20 protein-coding genes are annotated in these 22,253 nt (G+C 65.2%); 19 read left to right on the top strand and 1 reads right to left on the bottom strand.

Annotated elements, in window-relative coordinates:
• From G4L39_RS05515 to G4L39_RS05445, 16 genes are all read left to right on the top strand, one after another.
• The coding region (locus G4L39_RS05515; RefSeq protein WP_205880804.1) for an SPFH domain-containing protein at positions 1-577 on the top strand (577 nt) is incomplete at its 5' end.
• A gap of 5 nt (positions 578-582) precedes the next feature.
• Positions 583-1,710 carry a protease modulator HflK gene (gene hflK, locus G4L39_RS05510; RefSeq protein ID WP_165106546.1) on the top strand — a complete coding sequence of 376 codons (1,128 nt, stop codon included), beginning with the start codon at positions 583-585 and terminating at the stop codon, positions 1,708-1,710.
• A 49-nt stretch (positions 1,711-1,759) separates the two neighbouring features.
• Complete coding sequence (locus G4L39_RS05505; RefSeq protein WP_165106544.1) at positions 1,760-3,811, top strand: heavy metal translocating P-type ATPase; 2,052 nt, start codon at positions 1,760-1,762, stop codon at positions 3,809-3,811.
• Positions 3,812-3,986: 175 nt separating this feature from the next.
• Positions 3,987-5,552 carry an IMP dehydrogenase gene (gene guaB, locus G4L39_RS05500; protein ID WP_165106543.1) on the top strand — a complete coding sequence of 522 codons (1,566 nt, stop codon included), beginning with the start codon at positions 3,987-3,989 and terminating at the stop codon, positions 5,550-5,552.
• A gap of 146 nt (positions 5,553-5,698) precedes the next feature.
• Positions 5,699-6,439 carry a hypothetical protein gene (locus G4L39_RS05495; protein WP_165106541.1) on the top strand — a complete coding sequence of 247 codons (741 nt, stop codon included), beginning with the start codon at positions 5,699-5,701 and terminating at the stop codon, positions 6,437-6,439.
• Positions 6,440-6,482: 43 nt separating this feature from the next.
• The gene (locus G4L39_RS05490; protein ID WP_165106539.1) at positions 6,483-7,106 is read left to right on the top strand and encodes a penicillin-binding protein activator LpoB; all 624 of its coding nucleotides are present in this window, start codon (positions 6,483-6,485) and stop codon (positions 7,104-7,106) included.
• Between the two features lie 60 nt (positions 7,107-7,166).
• A complete protein-coding gene (locus tag G4L39_RS05485; RefSeq protein ID WP_165106538.1) occupies positions 7,167-8,351 on the top strand; it encodes a COG3014 family protein in 1,185 nt (394 codons plus the stop codon).
• On the top strand, positions 8,348-8,764 hold the full coding sequence (locus G4L39_RS05480) for a YcfL family putative periplasmic lipoprotein (protein WP_165106536.1): 417 nt from the start codon (positions 8,348-8,350) through the stop codon (positions 8,762-8,764). The genes G4L39_RS05485 and G4L39_RS05480 overlap by 4 nt, the downstream gene beginning before the upstream one ends.
• 178 nt (positions 8,765-8,942) lie before the next feature.
• Positions 8,943-9,713, top strand: coding sequence for a Nif3-like dinuclear metal center hexameric protein (locus G4L39_RS05475; RefSeq protein ID WP_343203307.1), 771 nt, complete (start codon positions 8,943-8,945; stop codon positions 9,711-9,713).
• 48 nt (positions 9,714-9,761) lie between these two features.
• Positions 9,762-10,730, top strand: a complete 969-nt coding sequence (locus tag G4L39_RS05470) for a glycosyltransferase family A protein (RefSeq protein ID WP_165106535.1) — start codon at positions 9,762-9,764, stop codon at positions 10,728-10,730.
• A 5-nt stretch (positions 10,731-10,735) separates the two neighbouring features.
• A complete protein-coding gene (locus G4L39_RS05465; protein ID WP_165106533.1) occupies positions 10,736-11,818 on the top strand; it encodes a class I SAM-dependent methyltransferase in 1,083 nt (360 codons plus the stop codon).
• A 21-nt stretch (positions 11,819-11,839) separates the two neighbouring features.
• On the top strand, positions 11,840-11,971 hold the full coding sequence (locus G4L39_RS15385) for a hypothetical protein (protein ID WP_276607540.1): 132 nt from the start codon (positions 11,840-11,842) through the stop codon (positions 11,969-11,971).
• Positions 11,972-12,005: 34 nt separating this feature from the next.
• Positions 12,006-12,191: a hypothetical protein gene (locus tag G4L39_RS05460; RefSeq protein ID WP_165106531.1), complete on the top strand. Its 186-nt coding sequence runs from the start codon at positions 12,006-12,008 to the stop codon at positions 12,189-12,191.
• Between the two features lie 99 nt (positions 12,192-12,290).
• Entirely contained in the window at positions 12,291-12,890 is a 600-nt protein-coding gene (gene cutA / locus G4L39_RS15740; RefSeq protein WP_343203306.1) for a divalent-cation tolerance protein CutA, read from the top strand.
• Between the two features lie 624 nt (positions 12,891-13,514).
• Complete coding sequence (locus G4L39_RS05450; protein WP_165106529.1) at positions 13,515-15,194, top strand: putative transporter; 1,680 nt, start codon at positions 13,515-13,517, stop codon at positions 15,192-15,194.
• A gap of 86 nt (positions 15,195-15,280) precedes the next feature.
• Positions 15,281-16,279 (top strand): sodium:calcium symporter, encoded by a 999-nt coding sequence (locus G4L39_RS05445; protein ID WP_165106528.1) that lies wholly within the window; start codon positions 15,281-15,283, stop codon positions 16,277-16,279.
• 102 nt (positions 16,280-16,381) lie between these two features.
• On the opposite strand, the gene G4L39_RS05440 is transcribed toward G4L39_RS05445, so the two are convergent.
• Positions 16,382-17,152, bottom strand: coding sequence for an enoyl-ACP reductase FabI (locus G4L39_RS05440; RefSeq protein ID WP_165106526.1), 771 nt, complete (start codon positions 17,150-17,152; stop codon positions 16,382-16,384).
• 416 nt (positions 17,153-17,568) lie between these two features.
• On the opposite strand from G4L39_RS05440, the gene G4L39_RS05435 reads away from it, so the two are divergent.
• The 3 genes from G4L39_RS05435 to G4L39_RS05425 all read left to right on the top strand — a co-directional run.
• Positions 17,569-18,405: a type II secretion system protein gene (locus G4L39_RS05435; protein ID WP_425485736.1), complete on the top strand. Its 837-nt coding sequence runs from the start codon at positions 17,569-17,571 to the stop codon at positions 18,403-18,405.
• A gap of 111 nt (positions 18,406-18,516) precedes the next feature.
• A complete protein-coding gene (locus G4L39_RS05430; protein WP_165106525.1) occupies positions 18,517-20,619 on the top strand; it encodes an immunoglobulin domain-containing protein in 2,103 nt (700 codons plus the stop codon).
• A 428-nt stretch (positions 20,620-21,047) separates the two neighbouring features.
• Positions 21,048-22,253, top strand: a 1,206-nt coding sequence (locus G4L39_RS05425; protein ID WP_165106523.1) for a sodium-dependent transporter, incomplete at its 3' end; no start/stop codon positions are given.

Raw genomic sequence — 22,253 nt, 5'->3', positions numbered from 1 at the left:
GTTGCAGGCGGCGGAGCGGATGCTGGAGGGGGTGCTGGGCAATGCCAAGGGGGCGGTGGTGGGGCGCTACCGGCTGTCGGACTTTCTGAACGTGGATCCGAACCAGGTGAAGTTCGAGCAGATCGAACGGGAGATCCGGGAGCTGGTGGAGGCGCAGCTGCGGACGAACCGCACCGGCATTGAGATCGAGTTTCTGGGCATCAAGAAGATCGGGCTGCCGGAGAGCGTGACGCAGACGGTGTTTGACCGGATGACGTCGGAACGCAAGGTGCTGGTGAGCCGGTTGGAGAACGAGGGCGAGGCCGAAGCGCAAAGGATCCGTGCGGCGGCGGACCGGCAGGCGGCGGAGATTCTGGCGGCGGCCGAGGCGGAGGCGACGCGGATCCGCGGGGAGGGTGAGGCGCGGGCGGCGGAGTTGTTGCCGGTGTTTGAGCGCAATCCGGCGCTGGCGAATTTTGAGCTGCGGCTGCGGGCGTTGGAGCAGGCGTTGAGGGAGCGGACGACGCTGATTTTCGACGAGCGCACGCCGCCGTTTGATCTGTTTCAGGGGTTCCTGACCAATCGCAACACCCGTTGACCGCCATGGCTGGACCGACGCATCAACCTGCCCCGCCTCCGCCGGCCCGGCCACCGACGCCGGTGGACACCGGGTCGGAGGCACTGGCCCAGGCACTGCACAGCAGCTTTGCCATTGTGCGGTTCCTGATGCTGGTGCTGGTGGTGGTGTTTTTGGGGAGCAGCTTTTTCATCATCGGACCGCAGGAGCGCGGGTTGATTTTGCGGCTGGGCCGGCCGGTGGGGGAGGGTGAGGCGGCGTTGTTGTCCCCGGGGCTGCACTGGTCGTTTCCGTACCCGATTGACGAGGTGGTGAGGGTGCGGATCACGGAGATTCAAACGTTGCGGAGTACGATCGGCTGGTATGCGGTGACGCCCGAGCAGGAGCTGGCCGGCACGGAGCCACCGGTGGCGCCGGGCACGCCGTTGATCCCCGGGGTGGACGGTTACCTGTTGACGGGCGACGGCAACATCATCCATTCGCGGGCCACGTTGCGGTATCGGATTGAAGATCCGCTGCGGTGCGTGTTCGGGTTCGGGGTGGGTACCAACGGGGGGTTTGACCTTGCCGGGGTTTCCAATGCGGTGTTGAACACGTTGAACCAGGCGTTGGTGCATGCGGCGGCGCGGTTCACCGTGGACGACGTTTTGACGCGGAACGTGCTCGGTTTTCAGGAGGAGGTTCTGCGTCGGTTTCTGGAGCTGGCGCGGGAACGGGACCTGGGGATTGTGGTGGAACAGCTCCAGGTGGAGAGTCGGCCGCCGCGGCAGCTCAAGCAGGCGTTTGACGATGTGGTGAATGCGGCGGTGCGGCGGGGTCAGGTGCTCAACGAAGCCCTCAGCTACGCCAATCAAACGACCAACCGGGCGATGTCGGAGGCGGCGGCCCTGATCAGCCGGGCCCAGGCGGATCGGACGCGGTATCTGGAGAGTTTGGCGGCGGAGGCACGCCGGTTTGAGGGGTTGCTGGCGCAGTTTGAGCGGAATCCGGATTTGTACATGCAGCAGCGTGTGGCCGAGGTGATGGCCCGGGTCCTGACGAACGTGCAGGACAAGTTTTACATCCCGGAGCGGTCCGATGGCAAAACGCGCGAGCTGCGACTATTGTTGAATCGTGAGCCGCCCCGGCCGCAGGGGGCGCAACCGGGTCGGTGACGGGGCCCGGGTGGGGGCCTGTTTGCGGCCGGGCTGGCAGGAGGTTGTCATGCAGGTGACATCGTTATGGAGCCGGCGGGAGCCGCCGGAGGGACATCCGGCGCACGGGCATGAGCACGAGCACGGTCCCGGTTGTGCATGCGGCGAGTATCACGAGCACACCCCGGTGAAGCTGTGGCAGACGCTGATCGGGCTGGTGTTCGTGATCAATGCCTTTGTGGTGGACTGGCTGTTTGATCAAAGTCACGCGGTGGCGAGCGCCAGCGGCATGATCGGGGCCATCATCCTCGGCTACCCGATTCTGGTGACCGCGGTGCGGGATTTGCGTGCGGGGCGGCTGAGCATCAACGAGCTGGTGGCGATTGCGGTGTTGGCCGCGTTTGCCTCGGGCGATTACAAGACGGCGGGTGTGGTGGCCTTTTTCATGTTGCTGGGGGAGATCATCGAGACGCGGACGGCCGAGGGTGCGCGGGCCTCGATTGAATCGCTGATCCGACTGACCCCCACGAAGGCGCGGCGGATCCGACCGGACGGGACGGAAGAGGAGGTTCCGGCGAGCGAGCTGGCCGTGGGGGACATCATCCGGATCCGGCCCGGCGACAACGTGCCGGCCGACGGCGTGATTGTGAAGGGGCAGGGTTCCTTCAACCAGGCGACCATCACGGGTGAATCGCTGCCGGTGGACAAGAAACCGGGCGATGAGGTGTTTGCGGGGACGCAGAATTTGACGGGCGTGCTGGAGGTGCGGGTGACACGGGCCGGCACGGACACCACCCTGGGCCGGGTGCGCGAACTGATTCTGGCGGCGGAGAAGACCAAGTTGCCGATCATGAAGATCGTGGACCAGTACATGGGCTTTTACACGCCGCTGGTGTTGTTGATCGGGGCTCTGGTCTGGGCGTTTACGCGGGATTTGGACCGTGTGATTGCGGTGTTCATCGTGGCCTGTCCGTGTGCGTTCATCCTGGCGACACCGACGGCGATGGTGGCGGCGTTGTCGGCCGCGGCGCGTCTGGGGATTTTGATCAAAAACGTGGCGGACATCGAGCTGGCGGCGAAGATCAATGCGTTCATTTTCGACAAGACGGGCACGTTGACAACGGGTCAACTGGCGGTGAGCCGGCTGGCACCTGCGGAGGGGGTGAAACCGGCCGAGTTGCTGCGTCTGGCGGCCTCGGCTGAGAAGTACAGCAACCATCCCACGGCCCGTGCCTTGAACCAGCTGGCCGCGGAGGTGAACGTGCCGCTGGTCGAACCGCAGGACTTCAGCGAGACGCCGGGTCGCGGCGTTCGCGCCCGGGTGGGTGAGGATGTGGTTCTGGTGGGACGGGCGCAGTGGCTGCGCGAGCAGGGAATTGACGGGGAGTCCCTGGGGGCGGTGGACCTGGACGAGGCGGAGGGTTGGAGCCTGGTGTTTGTGGCGCGCAACGGCCGGTGCATCGGGTGGATCGGGCTTCAGGATCAGATCCGACCCGAGGCGGCGCCGGCGCTGGCCGAGTTGAAAGAGGCCGGCGTCCGACGGATTGCGATGATTTCGGGGGATCGGACGCCGGTGGCGGCCCGGGTGGCGCGGGAGATCGGTTGCGAGGAGGTGCGGGGCGACTGCCTGCCGCAGGACAAGGTGGAGTTTGTGCGGGAGGTCCGGTCGAAGGGTTATCGCGTGGCGGTGGTGGGCGATGGTGTGAATGACGCGCCGGCGCTGGCGGCGGGGGACATGGGGATTGCCATGGGTGCGGCGGGCAGTGAAGTGGCCATCCACAGCGCGACCATTGCCCTGATGAACAATGACCTGCGCCGGTTGCCGTTCCTGGTGAAGCTGTCGCGCAGCACGCGGCTGGTGATCAACCAGAACTTTTTGTTCGGGGTGTTTTTCATTATTGCGGGGTTGACGGCGGCGGCGTTCGGGTACCTCAACCCGATTGTGGCGGCCATCCTGCACAACGTGGGGTCGCTGATCGTGGTGTTCAACAGTGCCCGGCTGGTGCGCAAAGGAGAGGAACTGGAACCGTTCCAACCCCAGGCGGAGCAGGCGCCTCGCCCGCCGACCCCGGGGCGTGAGGAGGTTGCGCCGGAGACGGTTCCGGCGGTCGGGCCGGCCTGAGCGGGTGGCGCGCGGGCTTGAATTCCCGGGGCCAGCCGGTCCGGCCGGGCAGCCGGCGGCGGGGGACGGGCTGGTGCGGGCGGGCCGACGGATTCGGCGTGGGGCCCCGGGTGGGGCGCGGTTGGCCATTGGGTCGGGACTTGTCAGGGCGGGGGCTTTGCCGGCATGCTCTGGCATGGCAGCGACCCAAAAACGGCAGGATCTGGATGCCCGGTTTTACCTTCCGGCGGACGAGTTTTTCGCCGCCAATGCACACGTGGCGTTGACGTACGACGACGTCACGCTGGCCACCCAGTATTCCGAGGTGTTGCCGCGGGAGACGCGGTTGGAAACGCGCCTGGCCGAGAACCTGGTGTTGAACATTCCGATCATCTCGGCCGACATGGACACGGTGACGGAATCCCGCATGGCCATTGCCATGGCGCTGAACGGCGGGCTGGGCCTGATCCACTACAACATGCCCGAGCGCCAGCAGCTGTCCGAGGTCAGCCGGGTGAAGTATCACGTGCCGGGGATGATTCCGGACCCGATCAAGGTGACGCCGGACCAGTACATTGGCGATGTGGTGAGGATGATCGAGGAACGGCGGTACGGGTTCAGCACCTTTCCCGTGGTGGACGCGGAGGACCGGCTGGTGGGGCTTTTGCCCGGGCACGTCGTCAAGCCGCGGTATGCGCAACGGAAGGTGGCCGAGGTGATGACGCCCCGTGCCCAGGTGCACACGATCAATCGCAAGGAGCTGGGCCGCGATCCGATCGCGCGGGCGGACAAGTTTTTCACCGAGCATCCCGGGATTCACAAGTTGCTGGTGGTGGACGACGAGGACAAGCTGCGGGGTCTGTTTACGATGAACGACGTGGAGCGCATCTCGCAGGAGCGCAAATCGCAGTTCAAGCCGGCGCGGGATGCGCAGTACCGGCTGGTTTGCGGGGCGGCGGTGAGCGCGGTGCGCAATGCGTTTGGCGAGCTGGATCGGGAACGGATCCTGAACCACGTCGCGGCGCTGGTGGAACGGGGTGTGGACGTGGTGGCGGTTTCCACGGCGCACGGTCACAGCAAGGGTGTGGGGGAGACGGTGCGTCTCTTGCGGGATGCGTTTCCCGAACTCCCGATCATTGCGGGCAACGTGACGACCGCGGCCGGCGTGGAATACCTGGCCTCGTGCGGGGCCAACATCATCAAGGTGGGGCAGGGCCCCGGTTCGATTTGCACCACGCGTCTGGTGGCCGGGGTGGGCATTCCGCAATTGACGGCGTTGTACGTTTGCAGTCGGGCGGCGGCCCGGTGCGGGGTGACGATTCTGGCTGACGGCGGGATCAACAAGTCGGGCGACATCGTCAAGGCGCTGACGCTGGCGGATGCGGTGGTGTGTGGCGGGTTGTTTGCCGGGTGCACCGAGGCCCCCGGCGAGATCATCGAGATCAACGGCAAGCTCTACAAACACTACCGCGGGATGGGCAGTCTTGCGGCGATGAGGGCCGGATCGGCTGCCCGTTACGGCCATGAAGACAATCCGAACCAGAAGGTGGCCCCGGAAGGGATCGAGGCGTTGAAGGAGGCGGTCGGGTCCGTGGACCGTGTGCTGGCGCAGTTGATCGGCGGGATCCAGGCCGGCATGGGGTATCTGGGCGCGGCCAATCTGGCCCAGCTCAAGGAAAAGGCGCGGTACATCCGGGTGACGCCTGCCGGGATGCGCGAGGCGGCGCCGCATGATGTGATCGAGTTGAAGACGAATCCCTGAGGTGTCCGGTGTTGTGGCCGCTCGCCGGGGATGACGGCTTGCGGTGGGTGGGGTCCGGCCGGGCGGCGGTGGGTTGCGGGATGGCCGGGCCGTGGTAAGGTGCGGGTGACCGAATAGCGGTCCGGCCTGAGCGTCGAATGCTGAGGATGAAGGATCGAGTTTTGAGTGTGGTCCTGGGTGCGGGATTGCTCCTGCCGGTGTCGGGTCCGGCCCAGGGGCTGCCCGGTGAGGCCTGGGGCGGTGCCGTGTTGGGTGCGTTGATCGGCGGGTTGGTCGGTGCGGATCGTTGTCAGGCATTTTCCGGCAACGGTGCGGCCATTGGCGCCGGGATTGGTCTGGCGGCGGGGGCGCTGATCGGGTTGAGCCGTTCCAGCGGGCCGGAGTCTGAGGGGATGGTGGCAGCTGCTCCGGTGATATCGGAGGTGCATGGGGGTGTCGGGCACGGTTGGGGTCGGGGTCATTGCAGTGGTGGCTGGGTGGGGTATTCGGCGACGGTGGTGCCGACGGCGACGGTCGGCGCAGCGCCGGCGCCGGTCCGGCCGGGTTCGTACGTTTTGCCCGCGACGGTGGCGGGGGCAGCCTCGGGTGCATTGATCGGGGCCGGGACACGTTCGGTGGGCACGGGTCTGGCCGTGGGGACGGCGGCCGGTTTGTTGGTGGGTACGGTGGCCGAACATCAGGCACGGGCCCGGGCCAGCGTCAGGGTGACGGATGGCACGGCGGTGTGCGCGGCGGCAGCCGCACCGGCGGCACCGGTGCAACCGGCTTCGCTGCCGTCGCCCCATGCACAAATCACGTCGCGTCCGTGTGCAAATTCGACGTATTACTGGACGGCGCCACCGACGGTTCCGGAGGCACCGCGGGTGCCGGATGCGCCCCGGTTTTGAGCGGTTTTTTTCGAACGAGCGAAAGGAGGTTGACGGAGTGTCCATGAAAAGGGCGTTGGTTTGGAGTGTTGTGCTGTTGAGCGTGTGGGGTGTGGCGGGCTGTGCGTCGCGCGGGGTGAAGAATTCCTCCGGCGTGCCGGTGACGCGGTTGAACCCGGACGAGCAGGGTTTTGTCGCGGGGACCGGGATTGAATCGCAGGACCTGGTGGCCGTGGCGGACAAGATGGCACGCAGCATTCTGGCGATTCCCCAGATTGCGCAGGCGTCGCGTCCGCCCGTGGTGGTGTTGGATCCGGTGGAGAACAAGACGCGTTTTCCCATCAACAAGGACATCTTTCTGACGCGGATCCGGGCGCAATTGAACTCGCGGGCGCAGGGCAAGGTGGTTTTTCTGGCGCGGGATCGGATGGCCACGCTGGAGCGGGAGCGGAATTTGAAGCGGGAGGGGGCGTTGACGTCGGCCAGCGATCCGAATGTGCAGGAGTTTCAGGGTGCGGATTATTTCCTGACCGGGACGCTGGAGGGGCTTTCGACGCGGACGCGGGCGGGCACCAGTGATTATATCCTGTACAGTTTCCAGCTCATTGACGCGCGGACCAGTGCGATTGTTTGGGAGGACATGGCGGAGGTGAAGAAGCAGGGGCTGGAAGACGCGGCGTACCGGTGAACGGTCACGGGTGGATGCGGGGTTGGGGGGTGGGAGGTTGAAGGGACCGTGGTCCGGTTGATGAGGACTGTCTGGCCGGTGTGGCTGCTGGGGGCGTGGGTATGGGCCGGTTGTGCGGCGCCCCGCGCGCAGACGCCGCCGTTGACGGGGGACATTCTGGTGGACGGTCCCCGGCAGATTGCGGAGGGACCGGCGCGGGACCGGGTGCTGTGGCAGTATCGCACGGCCGCGGCGGCGATGCGGCAGGGGCGATTTGATCTGGCGCGGTCGCTTCTCGACGATGCGTTGCTGACGTTGCAGGGGCGTTACGGTCCGGATGCGGAGGCACGGAGGGCGCGGAGTTTGTTCCGACCCGAGTCGGTGAAGCCCTTTTTGGGGGAACCGTACGAACGGAGCATGGCCTGGATTTACCGGGGGATTTTGTACTGGCGCGACGGCGAGCTGGACAATGCGCGGGCGTGCTTCCGGAGTGCGCAGTTTGAGGACAGCGACGCCGCGGAGCACACGTATGTGGGGGACTGGGTGTTACCGGATTATCTGGAGGCACTGGCCACGGCGAAGCTGGGCGGTGACCCTGCGGATGCCCTGCGGCGGGCGCAGGAGCATGTGCGCGGGGCCACGCTGCCTCCGCTGGACCGGAGTGTGAACACGCTGATCTTCGTGGAGTTCGGGCCGGGGCCGGTCAAGTACGCCACGGGCGAGTTCGGCGAACAGCTGCGGTTCCGGGTACCGCCCAGCCCTGTGAATGCGGTGCGGGTGAAGGTGGGAGAGGTGAGCATCACGGCGGCGCCGGTGGACGATGTGGGGTATCAGGCCACAACGCGGGGCGGCCGGGTGATGGATCACATTCTGGGTAACAAGGCCGTGTTCAAGGAGAGCACGGACAGGCTGGGGGATGCGGCCATTGTGGGTGGGGCGGTCCTGGCGGCGGCGGGGCAGGGTCGGAAGAGTGCGGCGGACGAGGCTGGTGCGGCGTTGGTTCTGGCGGGGCTTGCCAGCAAGTTGTTGTCGGCGGCCACGGTGCCCCGGGCGGACACGCGCATGTGGGACAATCTACCCCGTTATTTGACGTTTGTGCAGATGCGGTTGCCGCCGGGGGAACACACGGTCACGGTGGAGTTTCTGGATGCGCGCGGGGAACCGGTGGCGGGCCGGACCAAAACGGTGCATTTTCGCGTGCCGGCGGATGGCCGGGACGCGGTTGTGTTTGTCAGTGACACATCCACCACACCACAGAACCAATGAAAACGAGTGTGAATCTGTTGCTGGGGCTGACGTTGCTGGCGGTGACGTCGTGCCGCACGTATGATCGGGGGCCCTACCTGCCGGAGACGCCCAGGACTCCGGCGTATGAGACGACCGAACGTTTCGTGCTGCTGGATCCGGGGGTGCAGCGTTCGGTGACCTGTTCCGGCATTCAGGAACGCGTGTTGCCGGATGGGCGCCTGGAGGTGATTGCCCAGATTCGAAACCGGGAGAACCGGCGGATCGAGGTGCAGGTGAACTGTGTGTTCAAGGATCAGAACGGGTACAGCACCGGGGACGAGACGCCCTTCCAAACGCTGATTCTGACCGAGAACGCGACCGAGCAGGTTCGGTTTGTCTCGATGAATGCGCAGGCGCGGAAGTTTACGATCCGGGTGCGGCAGGCGCGGTAGAAGGGTCGGGGGCGCGCCCCGCTGGGGACGGGGCGCGTTTGTGATGGGGGAGGTGCGGGGTGTCCGCGGGCGGCGGGCCGTTCGGCTGCGGGGTTGGTTGTCAGCCGGGCAGGGTGTGTGGTTTTGGCCCGCCGGATTGGGCTTGGCTTTGGGGGTGACCGGCGACTTTTCTGGAGGTGTGGCGAGCAAGAAGTCGGTTCCGTTGAGGGATTTGGTGGCCTACTGCGACCGGTTGCTGGAGATTCCGGGGTTTCCGGATTACGACGGGGCATGGAACGGGTTGCAGGTGGAGAATGACGGGCGCGTGACGCGGTTGGCGGCGGCGGTGGACGCCTCGCTGACCACGGTGCGGATGGCGGGTGCGGCCGGGGCGGACCTGTTGCTGGTGCATCACGGGTTGTTTTGGTCGGTGCGGCAGCCGTGGACGGGTGTGCACCGTCAACTGTGGCTGGAGTTGCACCGGCACAACGTGGCGGTGTACAGCGCGCATTTGCCGCTGGACGCGCATCCGCGATTCGGGAACAACCGACTGTTGTGTCGGGCACTGGGCTGGCGTTCCGCACAACGGTTTTTCGAATGGAAGGGGCGTGCCCTGGGCTGGTGGGTGGAGACGCGGGTGGAGCGTGAGGCGTTGTGCGAGCGGCTGGCGAAAGTGGTGGGTGGTCCGGTGCGTTTGGTTCCGGGCGGACCTCCGGTTTGTCGGCGTGTGGGGGTGGTGACCGGGGGAGCGGGGGGCGAACTTCGTCAGGCTGTGGCGGCCGGCCTGGACACTTTTATCACCGGTGAGGGTCCGCATTGGACCCATGCGTTGGCGGAGGAACTGGGGCTGAATGTTCTGTATGCCGGCCACTATGCGACGGAGACCTTCGGGGTGAAGGCGTTGGCGGAGCATTTGTCCCGCCGATTTGGTCTGCCCTGGATGTTTCTGGATCATCCGACCGGGTTGTGAGGTGCGGGCTTGTGGGCTGCGGGCCGGTCCTTTCATATTCCCGGGAGGATGCGCACGCGGCTGCTTACCGTGATTCCGGTGTACAACGGCGAACGATTCCTGCGCGCCACGCTGGAGTCGTTGGCCGGGCAAACGCGTCGGCCGGATCGGGTGGTGGTTTTGGACAACGGGTCCACGGACGGCACCGAGCAGATTGTTCGCTCGTTTCGGGGTTGCGCGTGTGAGTTTGTTCGGAATCCGAGCAACCTGGGATTGTTCGGCAACCTGAACCGGGCGCTCGAGTTTGCGCCGGAGACGGAGTACCTGCATTTGATGCCGGCGGATGATTTGCTGAAGCCGCCGTTTTACGAGGTGATGATGCAGGTGTTGGAACCGCATCCGGCCCCGTCGCTGGCCTGGTGTCTGGACGAACGGATTGACGAGGAGGACCGTCATTTGAGCGTTTCGGGACGGCCGACCGGGGCGGTGCGGAGCTGGGATGTGGACGCGTATTTGCGGAAGAAGGCCGAGATTGGCAACCAGGCGCTGGCGGCCACGTTGTTCAAAACGGGGTATCAGCCGGCACCGTGCCGTTTTCGGATGGACATGCCGATCCTGGCGGACGTGGTGTTTTATGCCGACTGGGGCCGACACAGTCATGCCCGGGTGGAGGTGGCGCGGGATCTGGTCCGGTATCGGTGGCACGGCGGCAACATGAGCTGCGAGTTAATGCCCGGCCTGCAGGCCCTGGTGCTGGACGAGTGGAAGACGATGCAGCTGGTGGAGGCGATGCGGGGCGGCACCGGTTGGGTTCGGAACTGGAAGTTGCGGGGCTTGTTCGGTGTGCGCACCGGGATCAAGGCACGGCGGATCCGACAGCTGGGCCAGCGGGCCTACTCGCGTGAGATTGTGCGCGCGGGCCGGCGGATTTCGGGGTGGCCGTTGTGGTTGATGGCGCAGGTGTTGGTGCATCTGCGCGATTGGGTGGTGTACGGGCTGTTGGGGCGCCGCCGGCAGCCCAGGAACGTTTTCAGTTGAATCGCATGGGGGGGCATTCGGATTCCGGTGAAGTCCGGCTGCGCAGCCGGCCGGTGCCCCGGTGTTGGATGTGCGGACGGGCGGGCCGGGTGCTGTACGAGGGTTTGCCGGACCGGTCCTTTGGCGCTCCGGGTCGGTGGGGGTTTCTGCGCTGTGAGGGTCCCGAGTGCGGATTGGTTTGGCTGAATCCGCAGCCGGTGCCCGAGGACCTTGCAGCCGCCTACACGGGTTATTACACGCACGCTCAACCGGCTCCGGGCCCGGGTTGGCTCCGGGGACTCTGGGAAGCGGCTCAGCGGGCGTATTTGAGCCGGCGATGGGGTTATCCGGCGGGGCCGGCGGGTCGGATGGGTCGTGTGGGGCTGGTATTGTTGTCGGGGCTGGCCCGCTTGCATCCCGGGGGTGCGGATGAACTGGATGCCGCTGCGATGTATTTGTCTGCGCCGGCGGGTCCGGCCAGGTTGCTGGACGTTGGTTGCGGGAGCGGGGTGCACCTGGCGCGGATGCAGCAATTGGGTTGGACCGTGGAGGGTGTGGAGGTGGATGCGGAAGCGGTGGAAGCGGCGCGGGCCCGGGGGATTCCCGTGCGGTTGGGGACCTTGGAATCGCAGGGGTACCCGGACGGCTGGTTTGACGCGGTCTATTCCGCGCATGTGTTGGAACATGTGCACGATCCGTTGGGACTGCTTCGTGAGTGCGCCCGGGTGTTGAAGCCGGGCGGACGTTTGGTGCTGTTGACGCCCAATGTGGAGAGTCTGGGACACCGGCGGTTTGGATCCGCCTGGCTGAATCTGGACCCGCCCCGGCATTTGTTTCTGTTTTCGCCCGGCACACTGCGTCGTCTGGCGGAACGTGCGGGTCTGGAGGTGTTGAGTCTGCGTTCGACGGCTCGCAATGCCTGGGTGTACGGGGCGCTGAGCCGGGCCATTGCACGGACCGGCCGGGGCGAGATGTCCGAACTGGGTCGGCCCACCGCCTGGGTACGGGGTTTGCTCTACCAGCTGCGGTTGCGCCTCCGGCTGCGGACCGATCCAAACTGCGGGGATGAACTGTTGCTATTGGCGCGAGCGGCCGCGTCGGGACGGTGAATGAGCGAGAGCGTCCGGGTCATGAACCTGTGGTCTTGCGGTTGGCGGGTGCGGGGGACCCGGCATGATTCGTGCACCTTGCTTACGTTGGCGTGGGAGGCACTTGCGGGTCTGTTGGGGCTGGTGCGGGAAAAACCGACGCGAAAAATTTGAATGTCCTGCCGACCCGGGCTATCTAATGCTGCGTATGAAGAAACTCATTGCACTCCTCGCGGTGGCGGCGGTCGCGTTGGCGGCCCAGGCCGGTGACACCGGTTGCGCCAAGGACAAGTCTGCCTGCCCGGCCTCGCAGGCCAAGAAGAGCTGCTGTCCGGCGGGCAAGGACGTGGCCAAGAAGCCCGTCCAGAGTCCGAAGGCTGGCGGCCAGAGCTGACCTGTCGCCACTTAACTGCACCTCCCTGTCCGGCCCGGACCGGCCGACAGGGAGCTTTTTTTCCCGCGGGTCGGGGCCGGTCTGGCTTGGATCCGGGTTGTGTCGGGTTTAGGATGGTCGGGCCGGCTGGCCAGCGGGACGCCGTTGCTTACCGGTGGTCTGTCGCGGGCCGATTGGTTGGCGCGCCGGGTTGAGCGGTGTCTTGCCGGCACCGTGATGAGCTGCGAGGGGATCTCCCCGGATGGTCGGCATCCGGTTGGATGTGATGCTGCGGCCCTGGCCCGGGTGGTGGAGGGGCGGGCCGGAGGCCGGGATGGATGCAGGGACATGCAGAGGACGCGCGATGTGGTGGTGGTTTTGATTACGGCTCCGGACCTGGAGACGGCGCGGAAGCTGGCCAGGGGCGCCCTGGAGGCGCGCCTGGTGGCTTGCGTGAACCTGGTGCCGGGAGTGGAGTCGCATTACTGGTGGGAAGGCAGGCTGGAGCAGGGGCAGGAGGTTTTGATGATCTGCAAGACGGTCCGGACGCAGCTGACGCTGTTGGAGGGTTGGATCCGGAGGGAGCATCCGTATCAGGTGCCGGAGTTCCTGGTCCTGCCGGTTCAGGCGGGTTTTGAGGGGTATTTGGACTGGGTGAGAGCCGAGTGTGTTGGAGCGGAGGGGGGGATTGCCCTTGGTGGATCCACCGGGAGGGCTTGAGGTTTGGCGCTGGTGGAGCTGGGCTGGGGCGGGGTGGGGCTGGGCGCGGTGTTGGAGGCCTTTGTCGCGTGGGTTTGGTTGTTGGGGCGGGCCAGCCTACACTGATGGCGGGCCGGCTGAGTCTGCGGAACACGGTGCGGGGAAGCGTGTCCGCAGGGTTGAGTTGACCGGGGCTGAGCACCGTGGTGGGTGGCGGGTGGTTGACTCTGGTCGCTCATTCGACTGGACTTCCCGTGCTGTCTGGGAATGGCGATGGTGGCTGTTGTTCCCGGCTTCGTGATTGGATCGGGTTCGGCCCGGTTTGTTGGGGCCCGGGTTGGGCGGATGGGCTTCCGCCGGTGCCGGTTGACGGGGATGTGTCTCACGATGGCAGGGATTCACGCTTCCACACTTGAGCAGAACCAGAGAGGCGGTCATCGAGGGCGCCGTTAGCCCGTTCTGGCGAGGTTCGATGCGGGGGCTCGCAGGGGTGGTGTCCGTAAGATGCATTCCTTGCCGCGCCGGCAAGGATGGCGACGTTGACCTGAAGCCGAGCTTGACGGAGAATGCGCGGCTCTGATGTGAGCCGGGGCCGGCTACCGCAGACTGTGCAGGACCGGCTGGAGCGCAGGAGGGGCGCAAACCGTGTTGGGTTGGTGGACAGAGTTTCAGCAGACACAACCCACCGCGCATGCCTTGTGGGTGTTGAGCGTGGTGGGGGCGATGGGCCTGGCTCTGGGCAGTGTCCGGTTTCGGGGACTGAGCCTGGGCGTGGCGGGCACGTTGTTTGTGGGGTTGGTGTTCGGGCATTTGGGGTGTCGGATTCAGCCGGAGGTCCGGGCGTTTGTACAGGAGTTTGGGCTGATCCTGTTCGTGTACACCATCGGGATGCAGGTGGGGCCCGGTCTGATGGACTCGTTGCGTCGGCAGGGTGCGGAGCTGAACGTGGGCGCGGCTCTGGTGGTGGGATTGGGTGCGGTGCTGGCGGTGGGGCTGGGGCTGTGGTGGGGGTTCCACGTAGGGGCGGTGGCCGGGCTTTTTGCCGGGGCCACGACGAACACGCCGGCTTTGGGGGCGGCCCAGGAAGCCCTGCGGGTGGCCCGTCAGCCGGATCCGGTTGGTCTTGCCCTGCCGGCCATGGCGTATGCGGTGACGTATCCGTTCGGGATTGTGGGCATCATTCTGGCCATGCTGGCGTTGCGCACGTGGCATCGCATCGATCTGGAGGAGGAAAAGCGGCGGTTTCTTGAGGAGCAACGGGCGGGTCAGGAGAGTCTGACCTATTTGAATGTGGAACTGCGCAATCCGAACCTCGACGGTCTGACGGTGCGCCAGTTGCCGGGCATTGACAAGTTGGGGGTGGTGATTTCGCGGTTGCGGAAGGCCGGGCAAAAGGAGGTGCAGGTTCCCCGGGCCGACACGGTCTTGAACGTGGGGGACGTGATGGTGGTGGTGGGCCGGGCCAGGGCAGTCCAACAATTTCGGATGATTGTGGGCCGGGTGGCGGGGGAGGATCTGACCCGTGTGGAAGGGCCGGTGACGTATGCCCGGGTGGTGGTGACGAACCGGGACTGCGTGGGCAGGACGTTGCGGCAACTGGCTTTGAATCATCGGCTGGGGGTGACCGTCACGCGGCTGACCCGGGCGGATGTGGAGCTGCCGGTGACGCCGGATCTGCGGTTGCAGTACGGGGACATGCTGCGGCTGGTGGGGCGGCGGGAGGATTTGGCGCGGGCGGCGCAACTGTTGGGCAATGCCGTGGAGGAGTTGAATCACACGCGATTGGTTCCGGTGTTTGTGGGGATTGCGCTGGGGATCCTGGCCGGGAGTTTGTCGGTTCAGCCGGGTTCGATGCCTGCGCCGGTGCGGCTGGGTCTGGCGGGTGGCCCTTTGCTGGCGGCAATCGTGTTGAGCCGGTTGGGCAAACTGGGTCCGTTGGTATGGTACATGCCGGTGAATGCGAACCTGTTGTTGCGGGAACTGGGGATTGTGCTGTTTCTGGCCTGCGTGGGGTTGCGTGCGGGCGAACATTTTCAGTCCTCCCTGCAGGGGGTGGAGGGCTGGCTGTGGATGGCGGCCGGCGCGGCGGTGACGGCCGTTCCGCTGCTGGTGGTGGGGTCGTGGCTGCGGCGAATGCGGCGGATGAATTATTTGAGTATTTGCGGGCTGCTGGCCGGCAGCATGACGGATCCGCCGGCGCTGGCCTTTGCGCAGGCGCTCTGTAAATCGGACGCTCCGGCCGTTGCGTACTCCACGGTTTATCCCCTGACCATGATCCTGCGGATCGTGGTGGCGCAGCTGATTGTGTTGTTGTGGCCGCGATGAGGTATTACGGAACGGACCGGTTGTTGACCTCTCTCGGGATTGCACGGGCGACGCGGCCGTGAGCGCGCGCGAGTGATGGAGTACGCATGAACCATTCCGGGTGGCTTGGCGGATGGAGCGGAGCCGGTGGCCCCTGGTTTTACCTGGGGCTGTTCGCGCTGGGGTCGTTTTTGCTGCTGTGGCGGCTGGAGGCGCTGTCGTCGAGAGGTTTCGAGGGCACGGTATTGGGTGCACTGGTGATGCCGTATTGTTCGGGGTTGGGGAATCTGATCTTTGTGGATGTGCTGCTTCGTGAGGGTGGTCCCGGGGCCGAGGTTTTGACCAACGCTTTTGTCAACAACATGACCAACCTGACGTTGTTGCTGGGGTTGCCGGCGATTTTTTGGGGACTGACGCTGGTGGACGGGGAGCGGGCCGGGGCTGGACCGGCGCGCGACAGGTCGGAGGGGGAGCAGCGCCGGCAGGGGGTGCTGGTGACCTTGCTGGCCGGATTGGTTTTCTGCGGGGTGGTTTGGGTTCAGGGGTGGGACGGTCGGATCGGCCGCGGGGAGGGTTGGTGTTTGGTCCTGCTGTTTCTGGCCTGGCAGGGTTGGCATGTGTGGGAGGTTTTGCAGGAGAACCGCCGTCAGGAGGGGCGGTTGTTGGGATGGGTTTTGGTGTTGGACGTGGTCGGGTTGGGTGTGGGCGCGTGGCTGACGTATGCGAGCATCCAGTGGTTGGTGGACTGGGTGCTGAGCCGGCCGGAGGGGCTGTTGAGCGCGCGGTATTTGGGATGGCTGAGCGGTTGGTTGCTGGTCACGCCCAATGCGGTGTTGGCGCTGTATTATGGCTGGCGGGGTCGACCGGAGGTGGTGTACTCGTCGCAGGTGGGGGACGGACACATTTGCATCCCGTTGTGCGTGGGTTTGTACGCGGTTTTTCGGCCGTTGGAGGTGCCGGATTTTTTCATGCCTGCCATGGCCGGGTTGTGCCTGGTTTCACTGGTGCACCTGGGATTTGTTCGGTGGTTGGGGCGGCTTCCGCGCTGGATGGGCTGGGTGCTGGTGGCCGCGTACGTGGGGTTTGTGCAGCAGGGGCTGCCGTGAGGGCGACCGGGACCTGCGGGACCCGTTGAGCCCGGGTGTCACGGGTGGTCCGGTGCAGGGCGAGGGGGCAGGGTGCGCTGCCGGGGCCGGGCGAGCCGGCTTTTACATGCCCATGATCTGGTAGCCGCAATCCACGTAGATGACCTGACCGGTGATGGCCGCGGCGCCATCGCTGGCCAGGAACAGTCCGGTGGCGCCCAGTTCTTCCGGCGAGACGTTCCGGCGGAGCGGGCTTTTGGCTTCGTAATGTCTAAGCATTTCGAGGAACCCGCTGATGCCCCGGGCGGCCAGGGTGTTGACCGGGCCGGCACTGATGGCGTTGACCCGGACGCGTTGGGGGCCGAGGTCGTAGGCCAGGTAACGGACGGAAGCTTCCAGGGCGGCCTTGGCCACGCCCATGACGTTGTAGTGGGGCACCACTTTTTCCGCGCCGTAGTAGGAGAGGGTGAGGATGCTTCCGCCCTCGGTCATGAGTGGGGCGGCGGCACGCGCCAGGGCCACCAACGAATAGGCACTCACGTCGAGTGCGATCCGGAAGGCCTCCCGGCTGGTGTCCAGGAAACGTCCTTCCAGTGCCTCCCGGGGGGCGTAGGCCACGGAATGGAGAAGCAGGTGGAGTTTGCCGTACCGCTGCTGCATTTGGGCAAAAACGGCCTGGATATCCTCATCCCGGGTGACGTCACAGGGCATGAGCAATGTTTCAGGGCCGAAGGTTCCAACCAGCTCGGCCACGTTGTCCTTGAGGCGTTCGCCCTGATAGGTGAAGGCCAGTTGGGCACCTTCGCTGGCCCAGGCGCGGGCAATGGCCCAGGCGATCGACCGCTTGTTGGCGACGCCGAACACCACTCCGATTTTTCCGTCCAACAGTCCCATGGGTTCTCCTCGTCTGATGCCGGGCAAACCGTGCTTCCCGGTTTTGGCGAGCCGCGGAGGACTCGACCGGCGGCAGGATGGTTGTCATACCCGCGGGAGGCAAGCTTCGAGAGGTGGGCCTTGTTGCATGCGACGCGTGTTGCAGGGACGGCCTCCTCGGGGGCTGGGTGGATTCCGACCCGGCTGCCGGGCGCGGCGGGGCTGCGGGGGCCGCTCCTTTGCAAGGTGTGGCATCCCGCTCGGATTTCCGGCCCGAAGCCGGAATCCACAGTTGGCGGGGGGGGGCCGGGTGATGGTGGCGGGCCGGGGACCTGGCAAAAATTTCAAGCTTCGGTGCAGAAAATCGGGGTGGCGGCGGGGGCGAGGTGGCGTATGGTGGTAGTAGAACGACAATCCTCAAACGAACCAGTGCCATGATGTGGACGAAAGTGATGCGTCGGGTGGATGAGATGCAGCGGGGCACGCGTGTTGTGCGTTCGGCCTTCACGTTGATCGAGTTGCTGGTGGTTATTGCCATTATTGCGATCCTGGCCGGGATGTTGTTGCCGGCCCTGGCCAAGGCGAAGGACCGGGCACAGCGGATTGCCTGCAACAACAACCTGCGACAGGTGGGCATGGGCGTGCACATGTACGCCGGCGACAACGACGATGTACTGCCGCAATGCAACTGGCCCCAGGGGCAAAACCCCTGGCAGACGTACGAGGCGTGCCGTGTGGTGCCCGGTACGCCGAATCTGACTCGGGGGCCCTACGCTTTGGGCAGTCTGTTCTTTTCGAAGGTGGTGCCGGACGCGAAGGTGTTTTACTGCCCGAGCGGGTCGAAGGTAAGCCAGATTTGGACGTACGAATACTATTCCCGGGATTTCCCCTGGCCGTCCACGCCGCGGGACTCCGGCGATGACAACGTCCGTTGCGGTTACAACTATTATCCACAGTCCCGGACCCTGGAGCTGGCCGCGCGGGGCATTTATTTGCCGGCGCTGGTCTACGATCCGCAAACGCGGAACGTGGCCCGGATGAAGGTTTCCCAAATGGATCCCACCAAGAGCATGTCCACGGACCTGCTGCACAACATCAATGCCGCGGCGCACAAGGATCGCGGTGTGGCGGGGATCAATGCCTTGTTTGGAGACGGGCATGTCCGGTTCCAAAGCGCGCGGGCCAACCCGGCCGCTTTTGATCCGTCGATTTGGGAGAATCTGGGCAGTGACGCGTTCAATTTCCGGCGGCTGATGTACCTCTGGCAGCCCTGAACGGCGGCTTGAGCGTGAGGCCGGCACCCGGTGGCTCCGATTGGGAGTCAAAGGCAAGGGATCGTTCCCATGTGTTACTACGAGTGGATGCGCAGACAACCCCTGATGGTTATGAGCAAGCAAAACACGTTCTCCATGGCGGGCGTTTGTTCCCGAGGGTCCTTGAGGAGTTTGCGGACCTGGTTCCTGGCACTGGTCGGCCTGTGCTGGTTGACGTTACCGGCCGGGGCCGTGTTGATGCGGACCAGTCAGATGGTGGGATTTCAGAGTGGAAACCTGGGCGTGGTGGGCCAGACGGAGGGGTGGAACGGTTCCACCGCCAATGTCACGGTGACGGCCGGGAGCGGCAGCCTGGACGGTACGCCGCTGGGGCTGGTGCCATCGGCCGGCGACAAGGCCGACGTCTCCGCCACAGACAGCACCACCACCTACAACCTCTTTGCCCCGGTGACCGGGGTGTTTCCCGCCAATCGCACGACCAACGTGTACTACTCGTTCCTTTACGAGTTCCACAACGCGGCGGATGTGGACCCGGCCGGGGAACCGATCGTACAGATCAACCGCCAGAACAGTGGCAGTGCGTACACGGTGCGGGCCTACGCCCGGTCGGTGGGCGATCAGTGCCAGATTGGCGTGGCCAAGACGAACGGGGCGGTGGCCTGGGCCCCGAAGTTGATCCCGGTGAACACGCCGGTGCTGGTGGTGATCCGGCACCAGATCATTGCCGGTGGGGATGACGTGGTGGATTTGTGGGTGAACCCTGATCCGACCACCATGGGTTCGCCGGAAGAGAGTGTGCCTCCGCCCCATGCCACGGCCATGGACGGGTTGGAAGACACGAGCAACACGGGCCCGGGCCGGTTTTACATCGTCTCCGGGGCCAATGCCTCGTTTGATGAACTGCGGGTGGCGACCACGTGGGCGGAGGTGACACCATCACCGTTGCAATGCTCGCCTCCGGTGATCACGGAACAACCGACCAACGTGGTGATCACCGCCGGAGTGAACACCACGCTGACGCTTGCGGCCGAGGGCACGGCACCGACGTACCAGTGGCAGGTGAGCCGGGACGGAGGTCAGACCTGGGTCAATGCGACGGCGGGTTGGGGCATGACCACGCCCGCCTACACGACGCCGAACCTTCATCTGGCGGATAACGGGATCCAGTTCCGCTGCATTGTAACGGTTGGTTGCGCACAGACCTCCGTCACGTCCGCAGTGGCCACGGTGACGGTGGTGCCGCCGGTGCCGACCCCGCCCGGTTTGGTGTTGCATGACACCTGGGCGGATGGAGATCGGACCACCGGTCCGGTGGGCATTTCCAATTCAGTGTGGTTTGCCTCCAGTTCGGGTTCCCTGTACTTCCTGGACGGCCTGTTGTACGGGCAGCCCGCCCCCAACAGTTCGCGGTTGTGGATTGGCTATTTCACCGATGACACGGAGACCAACCTGCCGGTGCACCTCGAGGTGGGCAATGCGATCAAGGTGACCTGGCGCTGGAACAGCACGCAGATTGTTCCGTCCGGAGGGAACCTGCGGGTGGGGCTGTTTGATTATGCCGATGGAGGTCGGCGGGTAACCGGAGACAACTTCGGTTCCGGTAGCGCGGGCAACGGTCTGAACGTGCGGGGTTACATGGCGGTCATTGATTACGCCCAGACCTTCGGGACCAGCCCCATCAACCTGCGCGTGCGTACTGTGCTGGGCAGCGAGAACCTCATGGGGTCCACGGGCGATTACCCGGTTTCACTGGCCACGGGCCCGACCGAGGCAACCAATGCGCCGGCGTTCCAGGACCTTGTGGATTACACGCTGGAGTTCATGGTGACGCGTCTGGCGCAGAACGAGGTGGAGGTGTCCGTGACGATTACGGACGGTCAGAACACCTGGAGCGTAACCGGCCGGGATCCGGTGTATGCGTACCATCGGTTTGACGCGTTTGCCATTCGTCCCAACTCCCTGGAGACCACCGCGTTTGATTTCCAGTTCAAGGAATTCAAGGTGGAGGTTCTGCAGGCGGCGGTGCTGCAACCAATCCCGCTGGTGCATGCCCGGCAGGGGAACAACCTGGTGCTGAGCTGGAGCGATCCGCGGTTTGTGTTGCAGGCGGCTCCGACGGTGACGGGGCCATGGACGAACGTGCCGGCCGCGAGCAGTCCGTATACGCACACGATCGGGTCCGGCTTGTTGTACTTCCGACTGGCGGCGCCGTAAGGGTCGGCTAATCCGTGGGGTCGGTTGCGGCCCGGGGATGGGTGCGGGCGCGGGGACGTGTCCGCCCGATTCCCGGGCCGCCGTGTTTTCAGGGGCAGTGATGTCGGGGCGGGTTGTGTAAGAGTGGACCTTTTGCCGGGGACGCCGCTGTGGCGAGGGCCGTGCGGGGTTTGAGCCGGACGGTTTGTGGGGATGGCTCTCGGGGGACTGCTGCGGGATGAGGATCCCGGCCGGCGACACTGTTCGTGAATGCCCCGGACCCGGGCGGCGGGTCGACTCGATTGGTTCAATATCGAGCCCGACCGGACAATGGAGGTTTGGGGGTTCACTTCCTGGTCGCGGTGGGCCGAGGGCTGTGACCGGGTGCCATGCCGGGGCAACCACAATCGGGCTTGGAAGGGGCGGGTGGTTTCCGTATGGGAAAGGGCATGCAGGCGCAACAGCCACTGGAACACTGGCGGTCGCGTGCGGGCTTCATCCTGGCGGCGGCGGGCTCGGCGATCGGGTTGGGGAACATCTGGCGGTTCCCGTATCTGACGGGTGAGAACGGGGGTGCGGCCTTTGTGATGGTGTATGTGGTGGCGGTGGCCCTGGTGGGGTTGCCGTTGATGTTGAACGAGCTGGTGCTGGGTCGGCGCGGTGGCCGGGATGTGGTGGGGAGCCTGCGGGAACTGGCGCCGGGGACGTTCTGGCCGTGGACGGGTTTTCTGTGTGTGATCTGCTGTTTTGTGGTGTTGAGTTATTACTCGGTGGTGGCGGGCTGGGCGCTGGCGTACGCAGTGGCCACGGCTCTGGGTCTACGACTGGATTTTGCGGCGTTTGCGGCATCGCCGGGGCCGGTTTTGCTTTCGTTTGCGGTCTTTCTGGCCTGGACGGTGGCGATTGTGCAGGCGGGCGTGGCGGCCGGGATTGAGCGGTGGTCGCGGCGTCTGATGCCGTTGTTGTGGTTGTTGATGTTGGTGGTGTTGATTCGGAGTGTGACGTTGCCCGGTGCGGGAGCGGGTGTGCGGTATTATCTGCATCCGGACTTCGGCAAGCTGAATGCGGAGGTGTTGTTGAAGGCCGTGGGGCAGGTCATGTTTTCGCTGGGGGTGGGTTGGGGTTTGCTGATCACGTACGCGTCGTATCTGGACCGGTCGCATCCGTTGCCGCGGGCGAGCCTGTGGGTGGCGGGCCTGGACACGCTGGTGGCGTTGGTGGCGGGTTTGATGATTTTTCCGGCCGTGTTTGCGCTGGGTCGGGATCCGGCGGGCGGTCCGGCGCTGACGTTTCAGACATTGCCGGATGTGTTTGCGCGGATGCCGGGCGGGGTGGTGATCGGGACGTTGTTCTTTTCGTTGCTGGTGGTGGCGGCGTTGACGTCGACGATTGCGATGTTGGAGGTGCCGGTGGCCTGGCTGGTTCGGGAGAAGGGGGTGAGTCGGGCCGGGGCGGCGTGGTCGGTGGGTGGGGCTGCATTTGTGGCGGGGATTCCCTCGGCGTTGTCGGTGGGTGGGGTGCGGTTTTTCTCGGAGGTGCACTGGGCGGGGCAGACGGGTGTGATGGGCATTTTGGACCAGGTGTTTGGAACGGGCTTGTTGTTGGTGATTTCGCTTTTGTTGAGTGTGTTTACGGGGTGGCGGTGGTCGGTGGAA

This window comes from Limisphaera ngatamarikiensis, from assembly GCF_011044775.1.
In the GTDB taxonomy this organism is placed as follows: domain Bacteria; phylum Verrucomicrobiota; class Verrucomicrobiia; order Limisphaerales; family Limisphaeraceae; genus Limisphaera; species Limisphaera ngatamarikiensis.
The sequence above is the reverse complement of the archived record's forward strand: the minus strand, read 5'-3'. Positions and strand labels throughout refer to the sequence as shown.